17 protein-coding genes and 5 tRNA genes are annotated in these 19,009 nt (G+C 35.6%); all 22 read left to right on the top strand.

Annotated features, from left to right (window positions below; translation table 11 throughout):
* Positions 1–42 precede the first annotated feature (42 nt).
* The 22 genes from ES677_RS03930 to rpoB all read left to right on the top strand — a co-directional run bounded on the left by ES677_RS03930 (position 43) and on the right by rpoB (position 18,982).
* Positions 43–1,320 (top strand): DUF2851 family protein, encoded by a 1,278-nt coding sequence (locus tag ES677_RS03930; RefSeq protein WP_148369732.1) that lies wholly within the window; start codon positions 43–45, stop codon positions 1,318–1,320.
* A gap of 54 nt (positions 1,321–1,374) precedes the next feature.
* Positions 1,375–1,602 carry a PspC domain-containing protein gene (locus ES677_RS15625; protein WP_148369733.1) on the top strand — a complete coding sequence of 76 codons (228 nt, stop codon included), beginning with the start codon at positions 1,375–1,377 and terminating at the stop codon, positions 1,600–1,602.
* A 3-nt stretch (positions 1,603–1,605) separates the two neighbouring features.
* Positions 1,606–2,631 carry a potassium channel family protein gene (locus ES677_RS03940; protein WP_148369734.1) on the top strand — a complete coding sequence of 342 codons (1,026 nt, stop codon included), beginning with the start codon at positions 1,606–1,608 and terminating at the stop codon, positions 2,629–2,631.
* A 93-nt stretch (positions 2,632–2,724) separates the two neighbouring features.
* On the top strand, positions 2,725–4,794 hold the full coding sequence (locus ES677_RS03945; RefSeq protein WP_148380493.1) for an alanine/glycine:cation symporter family protein: 2,070 nt from the start codon (positions 2,725–2,727) through the stop codon (positions 4,792–4,794).
* A gap of 183 nt (positions 4,795–4,977) precedes the next feature.
* The gene (locus ES677_RS03950; protein ID WP_246124363.1) at positions 4,978–5,688 is read left to right on the top strand and encodes a ComEA family DNA-binding protein; all 711 of its coding nucleotides are present in this window, start codon (positions 4,978–4,980) and stop codon (positions 5,686–5,688) included.
* Between the two features lie 23 nt (positions 5,689–5,711).
* Positions 5,712–6,884: an acyl-CoA dehydrogenase family protein gene (locus ES677_RS03955; RefSeq protein WP_148380494.1), complete on the top strand. Its 1,173-nt coding sequence runs from the start codon at positions 5,712–5,714 to the stop codon at positions 6,882–6,884.
* Positions 6,885–7,007: 123 nt separating this feature from the next.
* The gene (locus ES677_RS03960) at positions 7,008–8,585 is read left to right on the top strand and encodes a carboxypeptidase-like regulatory domain-containing protein (protein ID WP_246124365.1); all 1,578 of its coding nucleotides are present in this window, start codon (positions 7,008–7,010) and stop codon (positions 8,583–8,585) included.
* Between the two features lie 309 nt (positions 8,586–8,894).
* Positions 8,895–9,785 carry a tyrosine-type recombinase/integrase gene (locus ES677_RS03965; RefSeq protein WP_148369738.1) on the top strand — a complete coding sequence of 297 codons (891 nt, stop codon included), beginning with the start codon at positions 8,895–8,897 and terminating at the stop codon, positions 9,783–9,785.
* Positions 9,786–9,824: 39 nt separating this feature from the next.
* The gene (hpf, locus tag ES677_RS03970) at positions 9,825–10,121 is read left to right on the top strand and encodes a ribosome hibernation-promoting factor, HPF/YfiA family (protein ID WP_148369739.1); all 297 of its coding nucleotides are present in this window, start codon (positions 9,825–9,827) and stop codon (positions 10,119–10,121) included.
* Positions 10,122–10,230: 109 nt separating this feature from the next.
* A tRNA-Thr gene (locus tag ES677_RS03975) sits at positions 10,231–10,304 on the top strand.
* Positions 10,305–10,371: 67 nt separating this feature from the next.
* Positions 10,372–10,453, top strand: a tRNA-Tyr gene (locus tag ES677_RS03980).
* 33 nt (positions 10,454–10,486) lie between these two features.
* Positions 10,487–10,559: transfer RNA gene (locus ES677_RS03985), tRNA-Gly, on the top strand.
* Between the two features lie 10 nt (positions 10,560–10,569).
* A tRNA-Thr gene (locus tag ES677_RS03990) sits at positions 10,570–10,641 on the top strand.
* Between the two features lie 68 nt (positions 10,642–10,709).
* Entirely contained in the window at positions 10,710–11,897 is a 1,188-nt protein-coding gene (gene tuf, locus ES677_RS03995; RefSeq protein ID WP_148369740.1) for an elongation factor Tu, read from the top strand.
* Positions 11,898–11,959: 62 nt separating this feature from the next.
* Positions 11,960–12,032: transfer RNA gene (locus ES677_RS04000), tRNA-Trp, on the top strand.
* Between the two features lie 51 nt (positions 12,033–12,083).
* A complete protein-coding gene (gene secE, locus ES677_RS04005) occupies positions 12,084–12,281 on the top strand; it encodes a preprotein translocase subunit SecE (protein ID WP_148369741.1) in 198 nt (65 codons plus the stop codon).
* A gap of 11 nt (positions 12,282–12,292) precedes the next feature.
* On the top strand, positions 12,293–12,847 hold the full coding sequence (gene nusG / locus ES677_RS04010; protein WP_148369742.1) for a transcription termination/antitermination protein NusG: 555 nt from the start codon (positions 12,293–12,295) through the stop codon (positions 12,845–12,847).
* A gap of 72 nt (positions 12,848–12,919) precedes the next feature.
* Positions 12,920–13,360, top strand: a complete 441-nt coding sequence (rplK, locus tag ES677_RS04015; RefSeq protein ID WP_148369743.1) for a 50S ribosomal protein L11 — start codon at positions 12,920–12,922, stop codon at positions 13,358–13,360.
* Between the two features lie 20 nt (positions 13,361–13,380).
* A complete protein-coding gene (gene rplA, locus ES677_RS04020; protein WP_148369744.1) occupies positions 13,381–14,070 on the top strand; it encodes a 50S ribosomal protein L1 in 690 nt (229 codons plus the stop codon).
* Positions 14,071–14,088: 18 nt separating this feature from the next.
* Positions 14,089–14,610, top strand: a complete 522-nt coding sequence (rplJ, locus tag ES677_RS04025) for a 50S ribosomal protein L10 (RefSeq protein ID WP_148369745.1) — start codon at positions 14,089–14,091, stop codon at positions 14,608–14,610.
* Between the two features lie 61 nt (positions 14,611–14,671).
* Positions 14,672–15,046 (top strand): 50S ribosomal protein L7/L12, encoded by a 375-nt coding sequence (gene rplL / locus ES677_RS04030; protein ID WP_148369746.1) that lies wholly within the window; start codon positions 14,672–14,674, stop codon positions 15,044–15,046.
* Positions 15,047–15,169: 123 nt separating this feature from the next.
* On the top strand, positions 15,170–18,982 hold the full coding sequence (gene rpoB, locus ES677_RS04035; RefSeq protein ID WP_148369759.1) for a DNA-directed RNA polymerase subunit beta: 3,813 nt from the start codon (positions 15,170–15,172) through the stop codon (positions 18,980–18,982).
* Positions 18,983–19,009: the final 27 nt, after the last annotated feature.

Raw genomic sequence — 19,009 nt, forward strand, 5'->3', positions numbered from 1 at the left:
TTTTTTCTATAGTTTTTAAAACTAATTACTTAAATTAGTAAGATGCAAGAAGATTTCTTACATTATATATGGAAACATAAAAAGTTTCAAACCGATGCGCTTTTAACCAGTAATAAGCAACCCGTATTACTTAGTGCGGTTGGTGAGCACAATCTTAATTCTGGACCCGATTTTTTTAATGCTAAACTTCAAATTGGGGGACAGTTATGGGCTGGAAACGTAGAAATTCATATAAAATCTAGCGATTGGTATGTGCACCATCACGAAACCGATTCTAATTACGACAATGTTATTCTTCATGTGGTTTGGGAGCACGATGCCGAAATTTTTAGAAAAAACAACACGGCAATACCTACTTTAGAGCTAAAACATTACGTGTCTACAGATGCGGTTGCTGCTTATAAAGCTATTTTTAACACAACGCAACAGTGGATTAATTGCGAAAAAGAGTTAGGATCGGTGTCTTCTTTCGTTGTCGATAATTGGTTAGAGCGCTTGTATATTGAACGTTTAGAGCGCAAAGCAAATGCTGTTACCGAGGTTTTAAAACACAATAAGAATAACTGGGAAGCGGTATTATTTAAATTACTTTGTAAGAATTTCGGACTTAAAGTAAACGGAGATGCGTTTAATAGTCTCGCCAACTCTATCGATTTTTCGGTGTTACGCAAACAACAATCCAAAGTACTTAGCTTAGAAGCTTTATTGTTTGGTCAAGCTCAACTGTTAGATGGTGATTGTCAAGATCCTTATTTTTTAGAGCTCACTAAGGAATATGCTTTTTTAAAACAAAAATTTGCATTGAAAACACAATCGGTAGTGGCGCTGCAGTTTTTTAGACTCCGTCCACCAAACTTTCCAACCATTCGGTTATCGCAATTAGCGCAGGTGTATTTTAAAAATCAGAACGTGTTTTCGAAAGTAATTGAAGCCAAGACGCTGAAAGAATTTTACGACTTATTTTCTGTGGAGACTTCAAACTATTGGGAAAGCCACTACACGTTTAATAAAGCATCAAAAAAAGTAAAAAAGAAAGTCACGAAAGCGTTTATCGATTTGTTGTTAATCAATACCATAATTCCTTTAAAATTTAGCTATTCAAAATATACGGGACAGCCTATTGAAGAAGAATTGTTGTCGCTAATTGGATGTATTTCCGCAGAAAAAAACACTATTGTTAAAACGTTTAGAAGTTTAAATTTAGACGCTAAATCTGCTTTAGAATCTCAAGCAGTCTTACAACTAAAAACAGAATATTGCGATAAGAACAGATGTTTACAATGTGCCGTAGGAAATACGCTGCTAAACGCAAGTATTTAACAGTGTATTTATAATTTGATGTGTGGACTGTAACAATTTTTAGTAAATTGCGCTATGACTATTTTTTATAAACCAGTATTGTTTTTCCAAAAACATGGCTATTACGTCTGTCAGCGTATTGCCGATAGATTTGGAATACGGGCCAAGGTGGTAAGGACTTCTTTTATGTATCTTACTTTTGTAACCTTAGGTTTTGGTTTTGCGTTATATCTTTTTCTTGCCTTTTGGATACGCATAAAAGATTTTATTTATTCTAAACGAACATCGGTTTTCGATTTGTAATTTATGCAAAACTCCATTATTTTATTTTTTAGAACCAAAATATATACGGCGCTAACACTACTTGCTTTAGTGCTATTATGTGGTATTTTAGGTTTTAGAATGATATCTGGGTTTTCATGGATTGACTCTTTATATATGACGGTAATTACAATTACTACCGTAGGATTTGGAGAGGTACAGCCTTTGGACGATGCCTCAAAAATATTTACAGTTTTTCTTATATTATCTAGTGTTATTATAGTCGGTTATGCCTTAACGGTGATTACCGAATACATCTTAAGTGGCAAAAATCTCGAAGAATTAAAACAAAAGAAGATGCAGAAAAAAATTGATAGTTTAAACGACCACATTATTATTTGTGGTTATGGCCGAAACGGAAAGCAAGCCGCTAAAAAGTTATTAAATTATAAAAAATCTTTTGTTATTATTGAACAAGACAAGGCAATTATCGATAAACATCAAACTGAAGATATTTTGTTTGTTTTAGGTAACGCTAATGAAGATGAGTTACTTTTAGAAGCAGGAGTAGATAGAGCGAGCACATTAATTTCGGCATTACCCAGCGATGCAGATAATTTGTTTGTAGTGCTTTCTGCTAGACAAATAAATAAAAATCTGACGATTATTAGTCGCGCTTCTGAAGAAACATCTTATAAAAAATTAAAATTAGCAGGTGCCAATAATGTTATTTTGCCCGACCGTATTGGAGGCGATCATATGGCATCTTTAGTGGTTGTTCCAGATTTAATAGAGTTTATAGACAACCTTTCAATTGTAGGAGAATCTAATATTAATATCGAAGAAATTCACGTTAACAAACTGTATAATGTTAGGGCTAACGTAAAGACTATTAAAGATTTAGATTTAAGAAATAAAACGGGGTGCTCTGTTATTGGCTTTAAAGGTAGTAATGGGGATTACGTTGTAAACCCAGAGGCAGAAACTAAATTAGTGCCCAATTCTAAAGTCATTGTTTTAGGGCGTCCTGAACAAATTAAAAAATTAAATATAATATATAATTTAGATTAGATCACACTATTTTAACTAGCATGCTTTAAATACTCACCAATTTTTTGCATATTGCTAACCTTTTACTAACAAATAATTAACATATATCTTATTATGAAGAAATTTCTTCTGTCATTTTTTTTAATTATAATACCCTTTATAATAGTTGCACAGGATTTTGAGATTGTCGGCGAAACTCTAAATCCTTCAAAGGCTATAAACGATGGTGTTATTAATATAGCGGTTGAAGGCGGAGTCGCGCCTTTTACATACCGTTGGAATCAACAAAGCACCTCTTTAAAGTCTAATACGGCAGTCGGGCTTACGGAAGGTGTTCCTTATACTGTTATTGTAACCGATGCCGAAGGCGAGAGTCAAACGGCTGTTTTTACAGTAGATTCAGAAGCCATAACAGAAGTTTTTAATGGTTTAATGACGCCGGCCGTTAGTACCTTGGGCTCTGTGCTCTTTTGGGATCCCTTTGCCGCCGTAGGAGTTTATGACCCTGTGGTCTACGCCGATGAAAGACAAATAGGAATACCTGATTGGACAAACGATGTAGAAAACAAGTATACCCTTAAGACATGGCTTAAAGCTGATGGTGCGAAAGTAATTAAAGGCGAGCCCATAGCTGTTATTACAGATCAAGCGGGGATAGAGCTAATAGTTAAATCTTCAGGTAAAGGAGAATTACAACATAAAACAGGCGAAGGAGAAGTTATTTATAACTCCGACAATGCACAACACGTTATTCAGCAAGGTGCACATTATTTCGCCATCGTCAAATACGATGAGCCTGTTGTACTAACACACCCCAACGGAGACCCGCTTACAAAACCAATATCTTTTATCGTTATTTGGTTAGTATTCGGGGCTTTATTTTTTACACTTAGAATGGGTTTCATCAATGTTCGTGGATTTAAGCACGCTATCGATTTAGCTCGTGGTAAATATGACGACCCCGATGCACCAGGGCAAGTAACGCATTTTCAGGCCTTGGCAACTGCTGTTTCTGGAACTGTTGGTTTAGCTAATATTGCTGGTGTTGCAGTGGCGGTGTCTTTAGGAGGCGCTGGAGCAACATTTTGGATGATTGTTTGTGGATTATTAGGTATGTCTACTAAATTTGTAGAATGTACTTTAGGTGTCAAGTATCGCGATATACTTCCCGACGGCAGAGTCTTTGGTGGACCAATGAACTATTTACGTCACGGTTTTGAAAAACGAAATATGAAAGGTCTTGGTAAAGTTCTAGCAGGAATGTTTGCCGTTTTAGCAGTTGGTGCTTCCTTTGGTGGTGGTAATATGTTTCAAGCCAATCAATCTTTCGAGCAAATGTCAGGACAATTTCCAGTTCTTGCCGGTCACGGATTTTACTTTGGTATTGCAACAGCACTACTAGTCGGTGTTGTAATTATTGGTGGAATTAATAGTATTGCCAAGGTAACGGGTAAAGTAGTGCCAATAATGGCTTCTCTATATATTGTAGCTGCGCTTGCGGTTATTATAATGAATATTCAAAATATCGGACCCGCATTTTCTGCTATCGTCGATGGTGCATTTAGTCCGTCTGCTTTAAAAGGTGGTGTTGTTGGTGTTTTAGTGGTAGGTTTTCAGCGTGCAGCGTTTTCAAATGAAGCCGGTGTAGGTTCCGCAGCAATTGCGCACAGTACAGCAAAAACACATAACCCACCATCTGAAGGTTTTGTGGCGTTACTAGAACCGTTTATAGATACAGTAGTCGTGTGTACATTAACGGCCTTAGTATTAATCTTTACAGGTATGCACGAAGTTGAAGGTTTAGCAGGAGCGCAGTTAACATCTGATGCTTTCGGAAGCCAAATATCTTGGTTTCCTTATGTCTTAGCTTTAGCGGTATTTTTATTCGCTTTCTCAACAATGATCTCTTGGTCTTACTATGGAATGAGAGCGTGGACATATTTATTTGGAAAAAGCAAAAAAATTGAGTTTATTTATAAAATGCTATTTTTAGTGTTTGTAGTTATTGGATCGTCGGTAAGTTTAGGAGCTGTTCTTGATTTTTCAGATATGATGATACTTGCGATGTCTTTCCCTAACATTATTGGACTGTATATGATGTCTGGTGAGGTAAAAGAAGATCTAGCTATCTATTTAAAGAAATTAAAAGCAAATCAATTGTATAAAAAGGTAGGTAAAAATTAAAACATCACTATGAATTTTTTTAAATCCCATTTCGTTTATTCCAAAAAACAACGAAATGGGATTTTTTTGTTTCTATGTCTCATCTTTGGTTTGCAATGCTTCTATTGGTTCGTGATTCCTAAATTTTTCGCCACTCCGGAATCCCTTGTTAATGATATCGAATTACAACAATTTTATAAAGAAATGGATTCTTTAAAGGCAATAGCTATACAGAACAAACAACCCAAAAGATACCCTTTTAACCCTAATTACATCCAAGATTATAAAGGCTATACTTTAGGGATGACACTCGAAGAAATTGATCGGTTATTAGCGTTTAGAGCTCAAAATAAATGGGTGAATAGCGACAAAGAATTTCAGAAGGTGACTCAAGTCTCCGATTCACTTTTAGCTGAAATAGCACCGTATTTTAAATTCCCAGAATGGGTGACGCGACCAAAGTCTAAAACTAATTTTAAAACGCGTTACAGTAATGCACCTAAAACAGACGCGCAGAAAGAAGATCTAAACACCGCATCGGCACTTCAGCTTCAAAACGTATATGGAGTCGGCGAAAAGCTGTCCGAACGTATTATTAAATACAGAACAAAGCAGGTCGGTTTTGTCTCATTAATAGAGCTTCAAGAGATTTATGGTTTGTCTCCTGAGGTTATCGAAAATATTAAAAACAACTTTAGTGTTAAAACGCCTAAAACAATAAATAGAGTTAACCTTAATACCGCCACTAGTGAAGAATTAGTGACTATAAAGTATATCGATTATGAAATAGCTTTTCATATTATAGAACAGAGAATACTAAGAAATGGGTTTAAAAATTATGAAGAATTAACAAAAGTAAAGGACTTTCCTCTTAAAAAAATTGAGATAATTAAGTTATATTTGGCGATAAATTAGATTATAACAAACTATCGAATATTATGGATAAAAGGTACTTTACCGAAGAGCATCAACTTTTTAGAGAAAGTTTACAAGAATTCTTAAAGAAAGAAGTGGTGCCACATATAAACAAATGGGAGGAGACAGGACATATTGAACGTTTTATCTGGGAGAAGTTTGGTGAAATGGGGTTTTTTGGAATCGCATATCCTGAAGAATTTGGCGGATTAGATTTAGATCTTTTTTATACTGTTATATTTTTAGAAGAACTTCAGAAAATAAATTCTGGTGGTTTTGCAGCAGCAATGTGGGCACACGCTTACCTTGCAATGACGCATTTAAATGCAGAAGGCGGACAAGGGATAAAAGAAAAATATCTTGCTAAAAGTATCACCGGAGAAATGATTGGTGCTATGGCTGTTACAGAACCTTATGGAGGTAGTGATGTGGCAGGAATGCGTACAACAGCCGTTAAAAAAGGAGATACTTACATATTAAACGGTTCTAAGACTTTTATTACTAATGGTGTGTACAGCGATTATATAGTAGTTGCTGCGAAAACAAGTCCAGAATTAGGGAATAAAGGGATTAGTATGTTTGTTGTAGACAGAGACACAAAGGGTGTTTCGGCAACAAAATTAGATAAACTAGGTTGGAGAGCTTCAGATACTGGAGAAATTGCTTTCGATAACGTAGAGATTCCTGCAAGCCATTTAATGGGTGAAGAGGGAAAGGGATTTCCTTACATAATGCAACATTTCGCTTTCGAGCGTTTAATTATGGGAGTAAATGCGCATTCAAGAGCAGAATTTGCTTTAGAATACGCTGTACAGTATATGAGTGAACGTGAAGCATTCGGACAAACAATAAATAAGTTTCAAGCGCTGCGCCATACAATGGCAGATTGTTTTGCAGATATGGAAGTGTGTAAGGAATTTAATTATTCGGTAGCCGCTCGTTTAGATAAAGGCGAGTATGTGGTTAAAGAAGCAACGATTTCTAAATTGCGCTCTACGAAAATGTCTGATGACGTAATTTACCAATGTTTACAGATGTTAGGTGGCTACGGTTATATGGAAGATTATCCAATGGCGCGTTTATTAAGAGATAGCCGTCTAGGACCAATAGGTGGTGGTACCTCTGAAATCTTGAGAGAGATTATCGCAAAAATGGTGATTGACAAGAAAGAGTACAAGCCAGCAGTTAAGCATTAATTGCAATTATCGCGTTGCGAGAATGATTTTGCATTCGCAAAAAGGGTAATTGACAAGAAAGAGTATAGGCCAACAGTTAAGCACTAAGAAGATTAGTGATTTTAGTTAGCGCATATTTCGCTAATGAAAGTACGTTGGAATACAAATAAAATAGGGTGTTTGCCAAAAGGTTCGTATTTTGGCAGTCATCCTATTTTTTGGTTTAAATCGGAATTAGTATTTATAAATAAATCAGTTATAATTATATCTTTTTATATGAAAGCGAATACCACTAAGTACCTATTAAGTCTCTTCTTTTTTGCTGTTAGTTTGTCTGCCTTTTCACAAAAAGAATTAAAAAACAAGATTGTCGATTTTATGACTTTAGCGCCTTTGGAAAGCGCTAGCGTTTATATACAAAATACGACTATCGGGACCGTAAGTAACCCGGATGGGAAGTTTGTTTTGTTAGTGCCCAAAGCTCACGTTAACGATACTTTGGTTGTGTCTTCTATTGGGTATAAGAGTTATAAAATGGCGGTCTCTCTTTTCGATAATACCAAAGAAGTGTATTTAGAAGAAGATATCGCTTCTCTAGAAGAAGTACAGTTAGTAACGACGCCACGACCAAAAACAGGCAACGAAATTGTATTGCGATCCTTGGAAGAATTGCCAGAAAACTTACCCGAAAAGCCCTATATGCAAAAGGGCTTCTTAAGACATAAAGAGCGTAATAAAAAAGAGTTTAAATGGCTCATAGAAAGCGCGATTACACTTTACGATTCTAGCTTTCAATCGCCCACTTCTAAAAACTTAAAAATTAATGTAGATCAAGTTCGAAAAAGTTATGACCTCCGCGATATCGATAGTACATTAACGTATACAGCGTATTTAAAATATAAAAATCCATCCTTAAACTTAAGAAACAAAAATTTACGTCGCGATACGATTAAGACCTCAAATTTAATAAAAGCTATTAAGTGGAACGACACTAGAATAAATGGCTTAGAAACGTTATTTAAGGGCAAATTGAACATTATTAGAAACTCTAATACTTCCGCAGGTCTATTCAATAAAGAAATATTAGAAACGCATCATTTCGATTTAGATACGATTCTTGTAGATGAGGGGAGAAAAATTTATAAAATCAAAATTTCTGAAGGTCGAGAGCTTATCGACTTAAAAACAAAAGGGATTTATAACGGTGGTTATAGTGCAGAAGGATTATTGTATGTGTACTACGATACTTACGCAATTAAGCGTATAGAATATAATCTGGTGGCGAAATCTGCGGCTCAAAGAAGCAGAAGTAAGACATTATTTGGCACAACAGTAAATCATAAATTAGTGATTAACTATATCGAGTACGAAAATAGAATGTACCCCAATTTTGTCTCTTACGAAACGCCAAAATTGGTTAATGTAGGGACCAAAGTAACAACAAGTGCTATTGCAAAAGCGAATAACAAAAACGAACCAGAAGTAGTGCCTAATAACGACGAGCGCTTTTATTATGCGGTTCAAGAATTATTGTTTTCTGAAATTATTTTAGATGAAGAAAAAATAACCGAAGCACTTAGCAAGCCTTGGGACGCCGATATTTTTGCAGCTAAACCCTACAATAAAACGTTTTGGGAAAGCTACAATACGTTGTTAGAGAGCGAAGAAGACGAGAAGTTAATTAAAGATTTAACGAAGCGTTCAACACTTTTCAAAGAGTAGTTTGTGGCTTCGTGCTATGATTTACAAAGTGAAAAAACGTGCAAAGAAGGTTTTAAAAATAACTTTTATTTTTGGTACTATTTTTTCGTTTTTATGTTTAGGGACAAAAAAACGAAAATTTAAAGTATTAAGCTTTTATGCCCATAATTCCTGATAAAGTCACAGTAAGTATAAAAAACACACTAAAAACATAAACCGTAACACTTTATTTCCTCACCCCCAATTGAGTAAAATGCTTTGTTGTAGTGCGACTGGTTCTTTTAAAAAAGTAGTATCTTTAAAAGTCAGTATAATTCGAATGTTAAAAAAATGTCATTACCAGCCTTTATAGATTATTTAACTTTAGAGAAACACTACTCCAAGCACACCGTAACTGCGTATTCTAAAGATATCGAATCGTTTCAAGTGTTTGTTGAAAAGCATTATGATGACACGAGTATAACAGGTGTTAATTATTCGCAAATAAGATCTTGGATTGTGGCGTTGGTAGAAACTAAAATTTCCAACCGGAGTATAAACCGAAAAATATCGTCATTGCAATCGTATTATAAATTTCTTTTAAAAGTGGAAGATATCCAAGTTAATCCTCTCGCAAAGCACAACGCCTTAAAAACCAGTAAAAAGATTCAAGTCCCTTTTTCGGAAGCTGAAGTAAATTCCGTTTTAGATGGTATTAGTCATAGTAAATCGTTTGAGGGTATTCGGAATAAGTTAATTATAGAATTATTTTATTCCACTGGAATGCGACGTATAGAGTTGATAGAATTACGTTTGTCTAGTATCGATTTTTCTAACAAAACAGTAAAGGTATTAGGGAAGCAAAATAAGGAGCGCTATATTCCGTTATTGGAAAGTGTAATACTAACCCTTCATTTGTATCTTGAACAACGTCAAGTACTTGAAAACATTAAGGATTCGTCCTCTTTATTTTTAACAAAGAAGGGCGTTAAAATCTACGAAACTCTTGTTTACAGAGTAATTAATGAGTACTTTAGTGAAGCCTCCTTGAAAGCAAAAAAGAGTCCGCATATTTTAAGACATTCCTTTGCGACACACTTATTAACTCAAGGAGCGAATTTAAATGCTGTTAAAGAGCTTTTGGGACACGCAAGTTTGGCTGCGACACAGGTGTATCTTAATAATAATATTTCTGAATTAAAAAAGGTATATTCAAACGCCCACCCGAGGAGTAAAAAGTAAACACGCATTAATTGTTTAATTTAAAAAAAAATTAAAAGTATGAAGGTGAACACACAATCCGTAAATTTTAACGCAGATCAAAAGTTACTTGATTTCGTTCAGACAAAAATGAATAAGTTAGATTTGTTTTATGATAAGGTCATCCAATCAGATGTTTATTTAAAGGTGGAAAACACGAGTGATAAGGAAAATAAAATATTTGAAGCAAGAGTAAGTGTACCTGGAGATAGTTTAATAGTGAAAAAACAATGTAAAACCTTTGAGGAAGGTGTAGATATTGGCGTTGCATCGTTAGAAAGACAGTTAAAAAAGCGAAAAGATAAATTAAGAGCATAATTATGATAAAAAATTTGCTAAAAATGTTTTGATTAAATAAATAAATATATACATTTGCAGTCCGTTAGAAATAGCGGACTTTTTTTATACGTAGAAAAAGAGTAAAAAAGCCGATGTAGCTCAGCTGGCTAGAGCAGCTGATTTGTAATCAGCAGGTCGTGGGTTCGAGTCCCTCCATCGGCTCAATAAAACAAAAGGTAGGAAACTACAATTTGTAACGTTCTTTAAAAGAGTGATAAGTTTTAAAATTGGGGAGATACTCAAGCGGCCAACGAGGGCAGACTGTAAATCTGCTGACTACGTCTTCGCAGGTTCGAATCCTGCTCTCCCCACAATTTTAAAGTTTAAAAAGGAATTAAATAATTGCGAGAGTAGCTCAGTTGGTAGAGCGTCAGCCTTCCAAGCTGAATGTCGCCGGTTCGAACCCGGTCTCTCGCTCTAATATTTAGCCGGTGTAGCTCAGGGGTAGAGCGTTTCCTTGGTAAGGAAGAGGCCACGGGTTCAATTCCCGTCATTGGCTCAAATTTTAAAGGCATTAAAAATTAGAACACTAATATTATTATATAACTAAGATTAAATTATTAAAACATGGCAAAGGCAACTTTCGATCGTTCAAAACCACACTTAAATATTGGTACAATTGGACACGTAGATCACGGTAAAACAACTTTAACTGCTGCTATTACTAAAGTATTAGCTGATGCAGGGTATTCAGAAGCGAGATCTTTTGATCAAATTGATAACGCACCAGAAGAAAAAGAAAGAGGTATTACAATTAATACATCTCACGTAGAATATGCAACACTAAACCGTCACTATGCGCACGTTGACTGTCCAGGTCACGCGGATTACGTAAAGAACATGGTAACAGGTGCTGCACAGATGGATGGTGCTATCTTAGTCGTTGCGGCTACAGATGGTCCAATGCCACAAACTCGTGAGCATATCTTATTAGGTCGTCAAGTAGGTATCCCAAGAATCGTTGTATTCTTAAACAAGGTGGATATGGTTGATGATGAAGAACTTTTAGAATTAGTAGACATGGAAGTTAGAGAATTACTTTCTTTCTATGATTACGATGGTGATAACGGACCTGTTGTTTCAGGATCTGCACTAGGCGCACTTAACGGTGAGCAAAAATGGGTTGATACTGTTTTAGAATTAATGGAAGCGGTTGATAACTGGATTGAAGAGCCAGAAAGAGAGATTGATAAACCTTTCTTAATGCCTATCGAGGATGTATTCTCTATTACAGGTCGTGGAACTGTAGCAACAGGACGTATCGAAACAGGTATTGGTAAAACAGGAGATCCAGTAGAAATAATTGGTATGGGAGCTGCAAAGTTAACCTCTACAATTACAGGTATCGAAATGTTCCGTCAAATATTAGATAGAGGTGAGGCTGGAGATAATGCAGGTATCTTATTAAGAGGGATTGAGAAATCTCAAATTTCTAGAGGAATGGTAATCTGTAAGCCAGGTTCTGTAACACCACACGCTAAATTTAAAGCTGAGGTTTATATCCTTAAAAAAGAAGAAGGTGGACGTCATACTCCATTCCATACTAACTACCGTCCTCAATTTTATGTTCGTACAACGGATGTAACAGGAAACATTTCACTTCCAGAAGGAGTTGAGATGGTGATGCCTGGAGATAACTTAACTATTCACGTTGAGTTAATTCAAGCAATTGCGATGAATGTTGGTCTTCGTTTCGCTATACGTGAAGGAGGAAGAACAGTTGGAGCTGGTCAGGTAACTGAAATTTTAGACTAAAATAGTCTCAAAAATATAAGGTTAAGGTGTCTAAAGTAATCAAGACACCTTAGCTTTTATCTACGGGTTTAGCTCAGTTGGTAGAGCACTGGTCTCCAAAACCAGGTGTCGGGAGTTCGAGTCTCTCAACCCGTGCAAATTAAAAATGATAACGTTTAAATTTATCTTTTAAAAAATAGATTAAAAATGGCTGGAATAGTAAATTACGTAAAAGAATCATTTGGCGAATTGAAAAACAATGTGACTTGGACTCCTTGGTCTGAGGCTCAAAGCTTAACTATTTTGGTTGCTGTATTTTCAATTATATTCTCTTTAGCAATATGGGGAGTAGATTCTGTTTTCAGCAAAGTGGTAAGTTTTTATTTTAGTGTAATAAACGGATAAGATAAGTATTTATGGCTGAAGTAGGAGAGAAAAAATGGTACGTTGTAAGAGCGGTAAGTGGTCAAGAACATAAAATAAAAACCTACATCGAGAATGAAATTGCTCGTTTAGGAAAGCAAGACTATGTAGAGCAAGTATTAGTTCCTACAGAGAATGTTGTTCAAATTCGTAACGGTAAGAAAATAACCAAAGAAAAGGTGTATTTTAGCGGTTACATTATGATAAAAGCCAACTTATCAGGAGAAATTCCACATATTATAAGGTCTATAACTAATGTTATTGGTTTCCTAGGGGCAACAAAAGGAGGAGATCCATTACCGTTACGACAATCTGAAGTAAACAGAATGTTAGGTAAAGTAGATGAATTGACAGTAGATACAGATGCACACGTTGCAATTCCTTTTACAAAGGGAGAGACTGTAAAAGTAATAGATGGGCCATTCAATGGATTTGATGGTGTTATTGAAAACATAAACGAAGAGAAACGCAAGCTTGAAGTGATGGTGAAGATTTTTGGAAGAAAGACACCATTAGAATTAAGCTATATGCAAGTTGAAAAAATATAATAATTGTTACAATAAAGATGGGATTAATCTAAGCTTCCAAAAATAGATTAATGCCGAACTAAATTATTAAAAATGGCAAAAGAATTAAGTAAAGTAGTTAAGTTACAAGTAAGGGGAGGTGCAGCGAATCCGTCGCCACCGGTTGGACCCGCTTTAGGTGCTGCTGGAGTTAACATCATGGAGTTCTGTAAGCAATTTAACGCTAGAACCCAGGATAAATCTGGTAAAATATTACCGGTTGTTATTTCTGTGTACAAAGACAAATCGTTTGAATTTGTTATCAAAACACCTCCAGCTGCAGTACAATTATTAGAAGCGGCCAAACAAAAAAAAGGATCAGGTGAACCACATGCACGTAAAATTGCAAAGGTATCTTGGGATCAAGTAAAAACTATAGCAGAAGATAAAATGCCCGATTTAAATGCATTTAACATAGAATCGGCTATGAAAATGATTGCTGGAACTGCGAGATCTATGGGTATAACTGTTAAAGGTGGTCAAGCACCTAATTAACCTAAAAAGATTTTAAAAAAATGGCAAGAATAACAAAGAAACAAAAAGAAGCAGTAGCTAAAATCGAAAAGGATAAAGTATATTCTTTAACTGAAGCTTCAGTTTTAATAAAAGAAATTACTAACACTAAATTTGATGCGTCTGTAGACTTAGCTGTACGTTTAGGAGTAGATCCTAGAAAAGCTAACCAAATGGTAAGAGGTGTTGTATCTCTTCCTCATGGAACAGGTAAAGATGTGAAAGTATTAGCATTAGTTACTCCAGACAAAGAAGCAGAAGCTAAAGAAGCTGGAGCAGATTTCGTTGGTTTAGACGAGTACCTTGATAAAATAAAAAATGGTTGGACAGATGTAGATGTAATTATTACTATGCCAAGTGTTATGGGTAAATTAGGACCTTTAGGACGTGTATTAGGACCTCGTGGTTTAATGCCGAATCCTAAAACGGGTACTGTAACTATGGATATAGCTAAAGCGGTTACTGAAGTGAAAGCAGGTAAGATTGATTTTAGAGTTGATAAAACAGGAATCGTTCACGCAGCAATCGGTAAAGCTTCTTTTAGTGCTGATAAGATTCAAGAAAATGCAAACGAATTATTAACAACATTAATGAAACTTAAACCAACTGCGGCAAAAGGAATCTACGTGAAGAGCATTTATATGTCTAGCACAATGAGTCCAAGTATCGCTGTTGACACTAAAATTGGTTAGTAGTTAAAACTTTATATTATGACAAGAGAAGAAAAAGCACTAGTAATTGAAGAATTAACTGCACAATTAGCAGAGAACGCTAACATTTATTTAGCGGATATCTCAGGGTTAAACGCAGTAAGCACTTCAAATTTACGTCGTGCATGCTTTAAAGCAGACATAAAATTAGCAGTAGTAAAAAATACGCTACTTTCAAAAGCAATGGAAGCTTCAGATAGAGAGTTTGGAGACTTACCAGCAACTTTAAAAGGAAATACATCAGTAATGTACTCTGAAACTGGAAACGCTCCAGCGAAGGTTATTAAAGCTTTTAGAAAAAAATCAGATAAGCCTCTATTAAAAGGAGCTTTTATTGAAGAAACAGTTTATATTGGGGATGACCAATTAGACGCTTTAGTCGATATTAAATCTAGAGAAGAATTAATTGGTGATATCATAGGATCATTACAAGCACCAGCTCAGAACGTTGTTTCTGCACTTAAATCAAGTGGAGAGAAACTTTCTGGAATTCTTAAAACATTATCTCAGAAAGAGGGATAGTCAAATAAGTACGCACTTATACAAATATATATTAAATTAAAATTATTAAAACGGTAGAAAAATGGCAGATTTAAAAGATTTCGCAGAACAATTAGTTAACCTTACAGTAAAAGAAGTTAACGAATTAGCAACTATATTAAAAGATGAATACGGTATCGAACCAGCTGCTGCTGCAGTAACAATGGCAGGTCCAGCTGCAGGTGGCGAAGACGCTGCTGAAGCTCAGACTGAATTTGATGTTATTTTAAAAGCGGCAGGTAGCGCTAAGTTGGCTGTTGTAAAATTAGTTAAAGAATTAACTGGTTTAGGTTTAAAAGAAGCAAAAGGTTTAGTGGACGATGCACCAAGCCCAGTTAAAGAAGCTGTTTCTAAAGACGAAGCTGAAGCATTAAAAGCTCAGTTAGAAGAAGCAGGAGCAGAGGTTGAGCTTAAGTAAGCTTTACACAGACAATTAACAAAGGTTTAGGTCTAGGGCAGTGCTCTCAGACCTAGACCATTTGTCGTATATAGCCGCGAGCTATAAACAAACATTTTTTTTTAATCAAAATTTCGTCCATTGATGTTAGTAACACAAGCTGAAAGATTAAATTTCTCGTCTATTATCAATAGAACTGAGTATCCAGATTTTATGGATATTCAAATAAAGTCCTTCCAGGATTTTTTCCAGTTAGAAACAAAATCTGAAGAAAGAGGTGATGAAGGGCTTTATAATACCTTTCTAGAAAACTTTCCAATAACAGACACTCGTAATCAATTCGTATTAGAATTCTTAGATTACTTCATAGATCCACCAAGATACAGCATAGAAGAATGTATCGAGCGTGGGCTTACTTATAGCGTTCCACTTAAAGCAAGGTTAAAACTGTATTGTACAGATCCTGAACATGAAGATTTTGAAACGATCGTTCAAGATGTATACTTAGGTACTATACCCTATATGACACCTTCAGGTACATTCTGTATTAACGGTGCAGAGCGTGTGGTTGTATCTCAATTACACAGATCACCAGGTGTTTTCTTTGGTCAGTCTTTCCATGCTAATGGTACAAAATTATATTCAGCAAGAGTTATTCCTTTTAAAGGGTCTTGGATTGAGTTCGCTACTGATATTAATCAAGTGATGTATGCGTACATTGATAGAAAGAAAAAATTACCAGTAACAACATTGTTTAGAGCTATTGGCTTTGAACGTGATAAAGATATTTTAGAGATCTTTGATTTAGCTGAAGAAGTTAAAGTTTCAAAATCTGGTCTTAAAAAATATTTAGGACGCAAATTAGCTGCACGTGTATTAAATACATGGCATGAGGATTTCGTAGACGAGGATACAGGTGAAGTTGTATCTATCGAAAGAAATGAAATAGTATTGGACCGTGATACTGTTTTAGATAAAGATAACGTCGAAGAAATTTTAGAAGTAGGGGTTAAAACTATTCTTTTACATAAAGAAAGTGCAGAACAAGGCGATTACGCTATTATTCATAACACGCTTCAAAAAGATCCAACAAACTCAGAAAAAGAGGCTGTTGAACATATTTACCGTCAACTACGTAATGCAGAGCCGCCAGATGAAGAGACTGCACGTGGTATTATAGATAAATTATTCTTTAGTGACCAACGTTACTCTTTAGGAGAGGTAGGACGTTATAGAATGAATAAAAAATTACAGTTGGATATTGGAATGGATAAGCAAGTGCTTACCAAAATTGATATCATTACTATTATAAAATATTTAATCGAATTAATTAACTCTAAAGCAGAGATTGATGATATTGATCATTTATCTAACCGTCGTGTACGTACAGTAGGAGAACAATTATCTCAACAATTTGGAGTTGGTTTAGCGCGTATGGCGCGTACTATTCGTGAGCGTATGAACGTTCGTGATAACGAAGTGTTTACACCTATAGATTTAATTAATGCAAAGACCTTATCTTCAGTAATTAATTCCTTCTTTGGTACGAACCAGTTATCTCAATTTATGGATCAAACGAATCCTTTAGCCGAAATTACGCACAAGCGTCGTTTATCAGCATTAGGACCAGGAGGTTTGTCGAGAGAAAGAGCAGGATTCGAAGTACGTGATGTTCACTATACGCACTATGGTCGTTTATGTCCAATTGAAACTCCTGAGGGACCAAACATTGGATTAATATCGTCACTATCTGTATTTGCTAAGGTAAACTCGATGGGTTTCATCGAAACACCATACCGTAAGGTAACAAATGGAGTTGTAGATATTAATAGCGAACCTATATATTTAAGTGCCGAAGAAGAGGAAGAGAAATTAATCGCTCAAGCAACGGTAAAAGTTGATGAGAACGGTAAAATTCTTCACGATAAAGTTATTGCACGAATGGAAGGTGATTTTCCGGTAATTGATCCTTCAAAGGTTGATTATACAGATGTTGCACCAAACCAAATTTCGTCAATTTCGGCTTCTTTAATTCCTTTCTTAGAACATGATGATGCCAATCGTGCATTGATGGGATCTAATATGATGCGTCAGGCCGTACCATTATTACGTCCGCAGGCACCAATTGTTGGAACCGGATTAGAAAGAAAAGTAGCATCAGATTCTCGTGTTTTAATTAATGCACAAGGACCAGGTGTTGTACAATATGTAGATGCTAACGAAATCGTTATCAAATACGAAAGAAGCGAGGATGAAGCTAAAGTTAGTTTTGAGAGCGATACGAAGTCTTATCCCTTAGTAAAGTTTAGAAAAACAAACCAAGGAACCTCTATTAACTTACAAGCAATTGTTAAGAAAGGAGATAAAGTTTCTAAAGGACAAGTATTATCTCAAGGGTATGCGACTGAAAAAGGAGAACTTGCCTTAGGACGAAATATGAAAGTGGCCTTTATGCCTTGGAAAGGGTATAATTTTGAGGATGCCATTGTAATTTCAGAAAAAGTGGTGCGTGAAGATATCTTTACGTCTATACATATTGATGAGTATTCTCTTGATGTAAGAGATACAAAACTAGGTAATGAAGAGTTAACAAACGATATTCCTAACGTTTCTGAAGAGGCTACTAAAGACCTTGATGAAAACGGAATGATTCGTATTGGAGCAGAGGTGAAACCTGGAGATATCTTAATTGGAAAAATTACGCCAAAAGGTGAAAGTGATCCAACTCCAGAAGAAAAACTATTACGTGCTATTTTTGGTGACAAAGCTGGTGATGTGAAAGATGCTTCATTAAAAGCATCTCCTTCATTACATGGGGTTGTTATTAATAAAAAATTATTTGCTCGTGCGGTTAAAGATAAACGTAAGAGAGCTCAGGATAAAGAAGATATCTCTCAATTAGAGAAACTTTACAATACAAAATTTGATGAACTTCAGGCTTTATTAGTCGATAAGTTATTCACTATTGTAGGAGGTAAAACTTCTCAAGGTATCTTTAACGATTTAGGAGAAGAAGTATTACCAAAAGGTAAGAAATTCACCCTTAAAATGTTAAATGCTGTCGACGATTATACACACTTAACAGGTGGTACTTGGACTACAGATGAGCACACAAATAAACTAATAGCTGATTTAATTCACAACTATAAAATAAAAGAGAACGACTTACAAGGTTCACTACGTCGTGAGAAGTTTACTATTTCGGTAGGAGATGAATTACCAGCAGGTATCATTAAACTTGCAAAAGTATATGTTGCTAAGAAACGTAAACTTAAAGTCGGTGATAAAATGGCAGGACGTCACGGTAACAAAGGTATTGTTGCGCGTATCGTTCGTCAAGAAGATATGCCTTTCTTAGAAGATGGAACTCCTGTAGACATCGTATTAAATCCACTTGGTGTACCATCTCGTATGAACATTGGGCAAATTTATGAAACTGTATTAGGATGGGCCGGTCAAGATTTAGGACGTACGTTTGCAACACCAATTTTTGATGGTGCAACAATCGATCAAATTAACGAATTTACAGACAAAGCTGGAATTCCAAGATACGGACATACCTACTTATATGATGGAGGAACAGGACAACGTTTTGACCAACCTGCAACTGTTGGAGTTATTTATATGCTGAAATTAGGGCATATGGTGGACGATAAAATGCACGCACGTTCTATAGGACCATACTCATTAATTACACAACAACCTCTTGGTGGTAAAGCACAATTTGGTGGTCAGCGTTTTGGAGAGATGGAAGTATGGGCACTAGAGGCATACGGTGCATCGAGTACTCTAAGAGAAATCTTAACAGTAAAATCTGATGATGTTGTTGGTAGAGCTAAAACTTACGAGGCAATCGTAAAAGGTGAGCCAATGCCAGATCCAGGATTACCAGAATCTTTCAACGTACTTATGCACGAATTGAAAGGATTAGGATTAGACATTAGATTAGAAGAATAATAGATATTCCCGCGGAAGCGGGAATCT

The organism is Bizionia gelidisalsuginis (assembly GCF_008086185.1).
GTDB lineage: Bacteria > Bacteroidota > Bacteroidia > Flavobacteriales > Flavobacteriaceae > Bizionia > Bizionia saleffrena.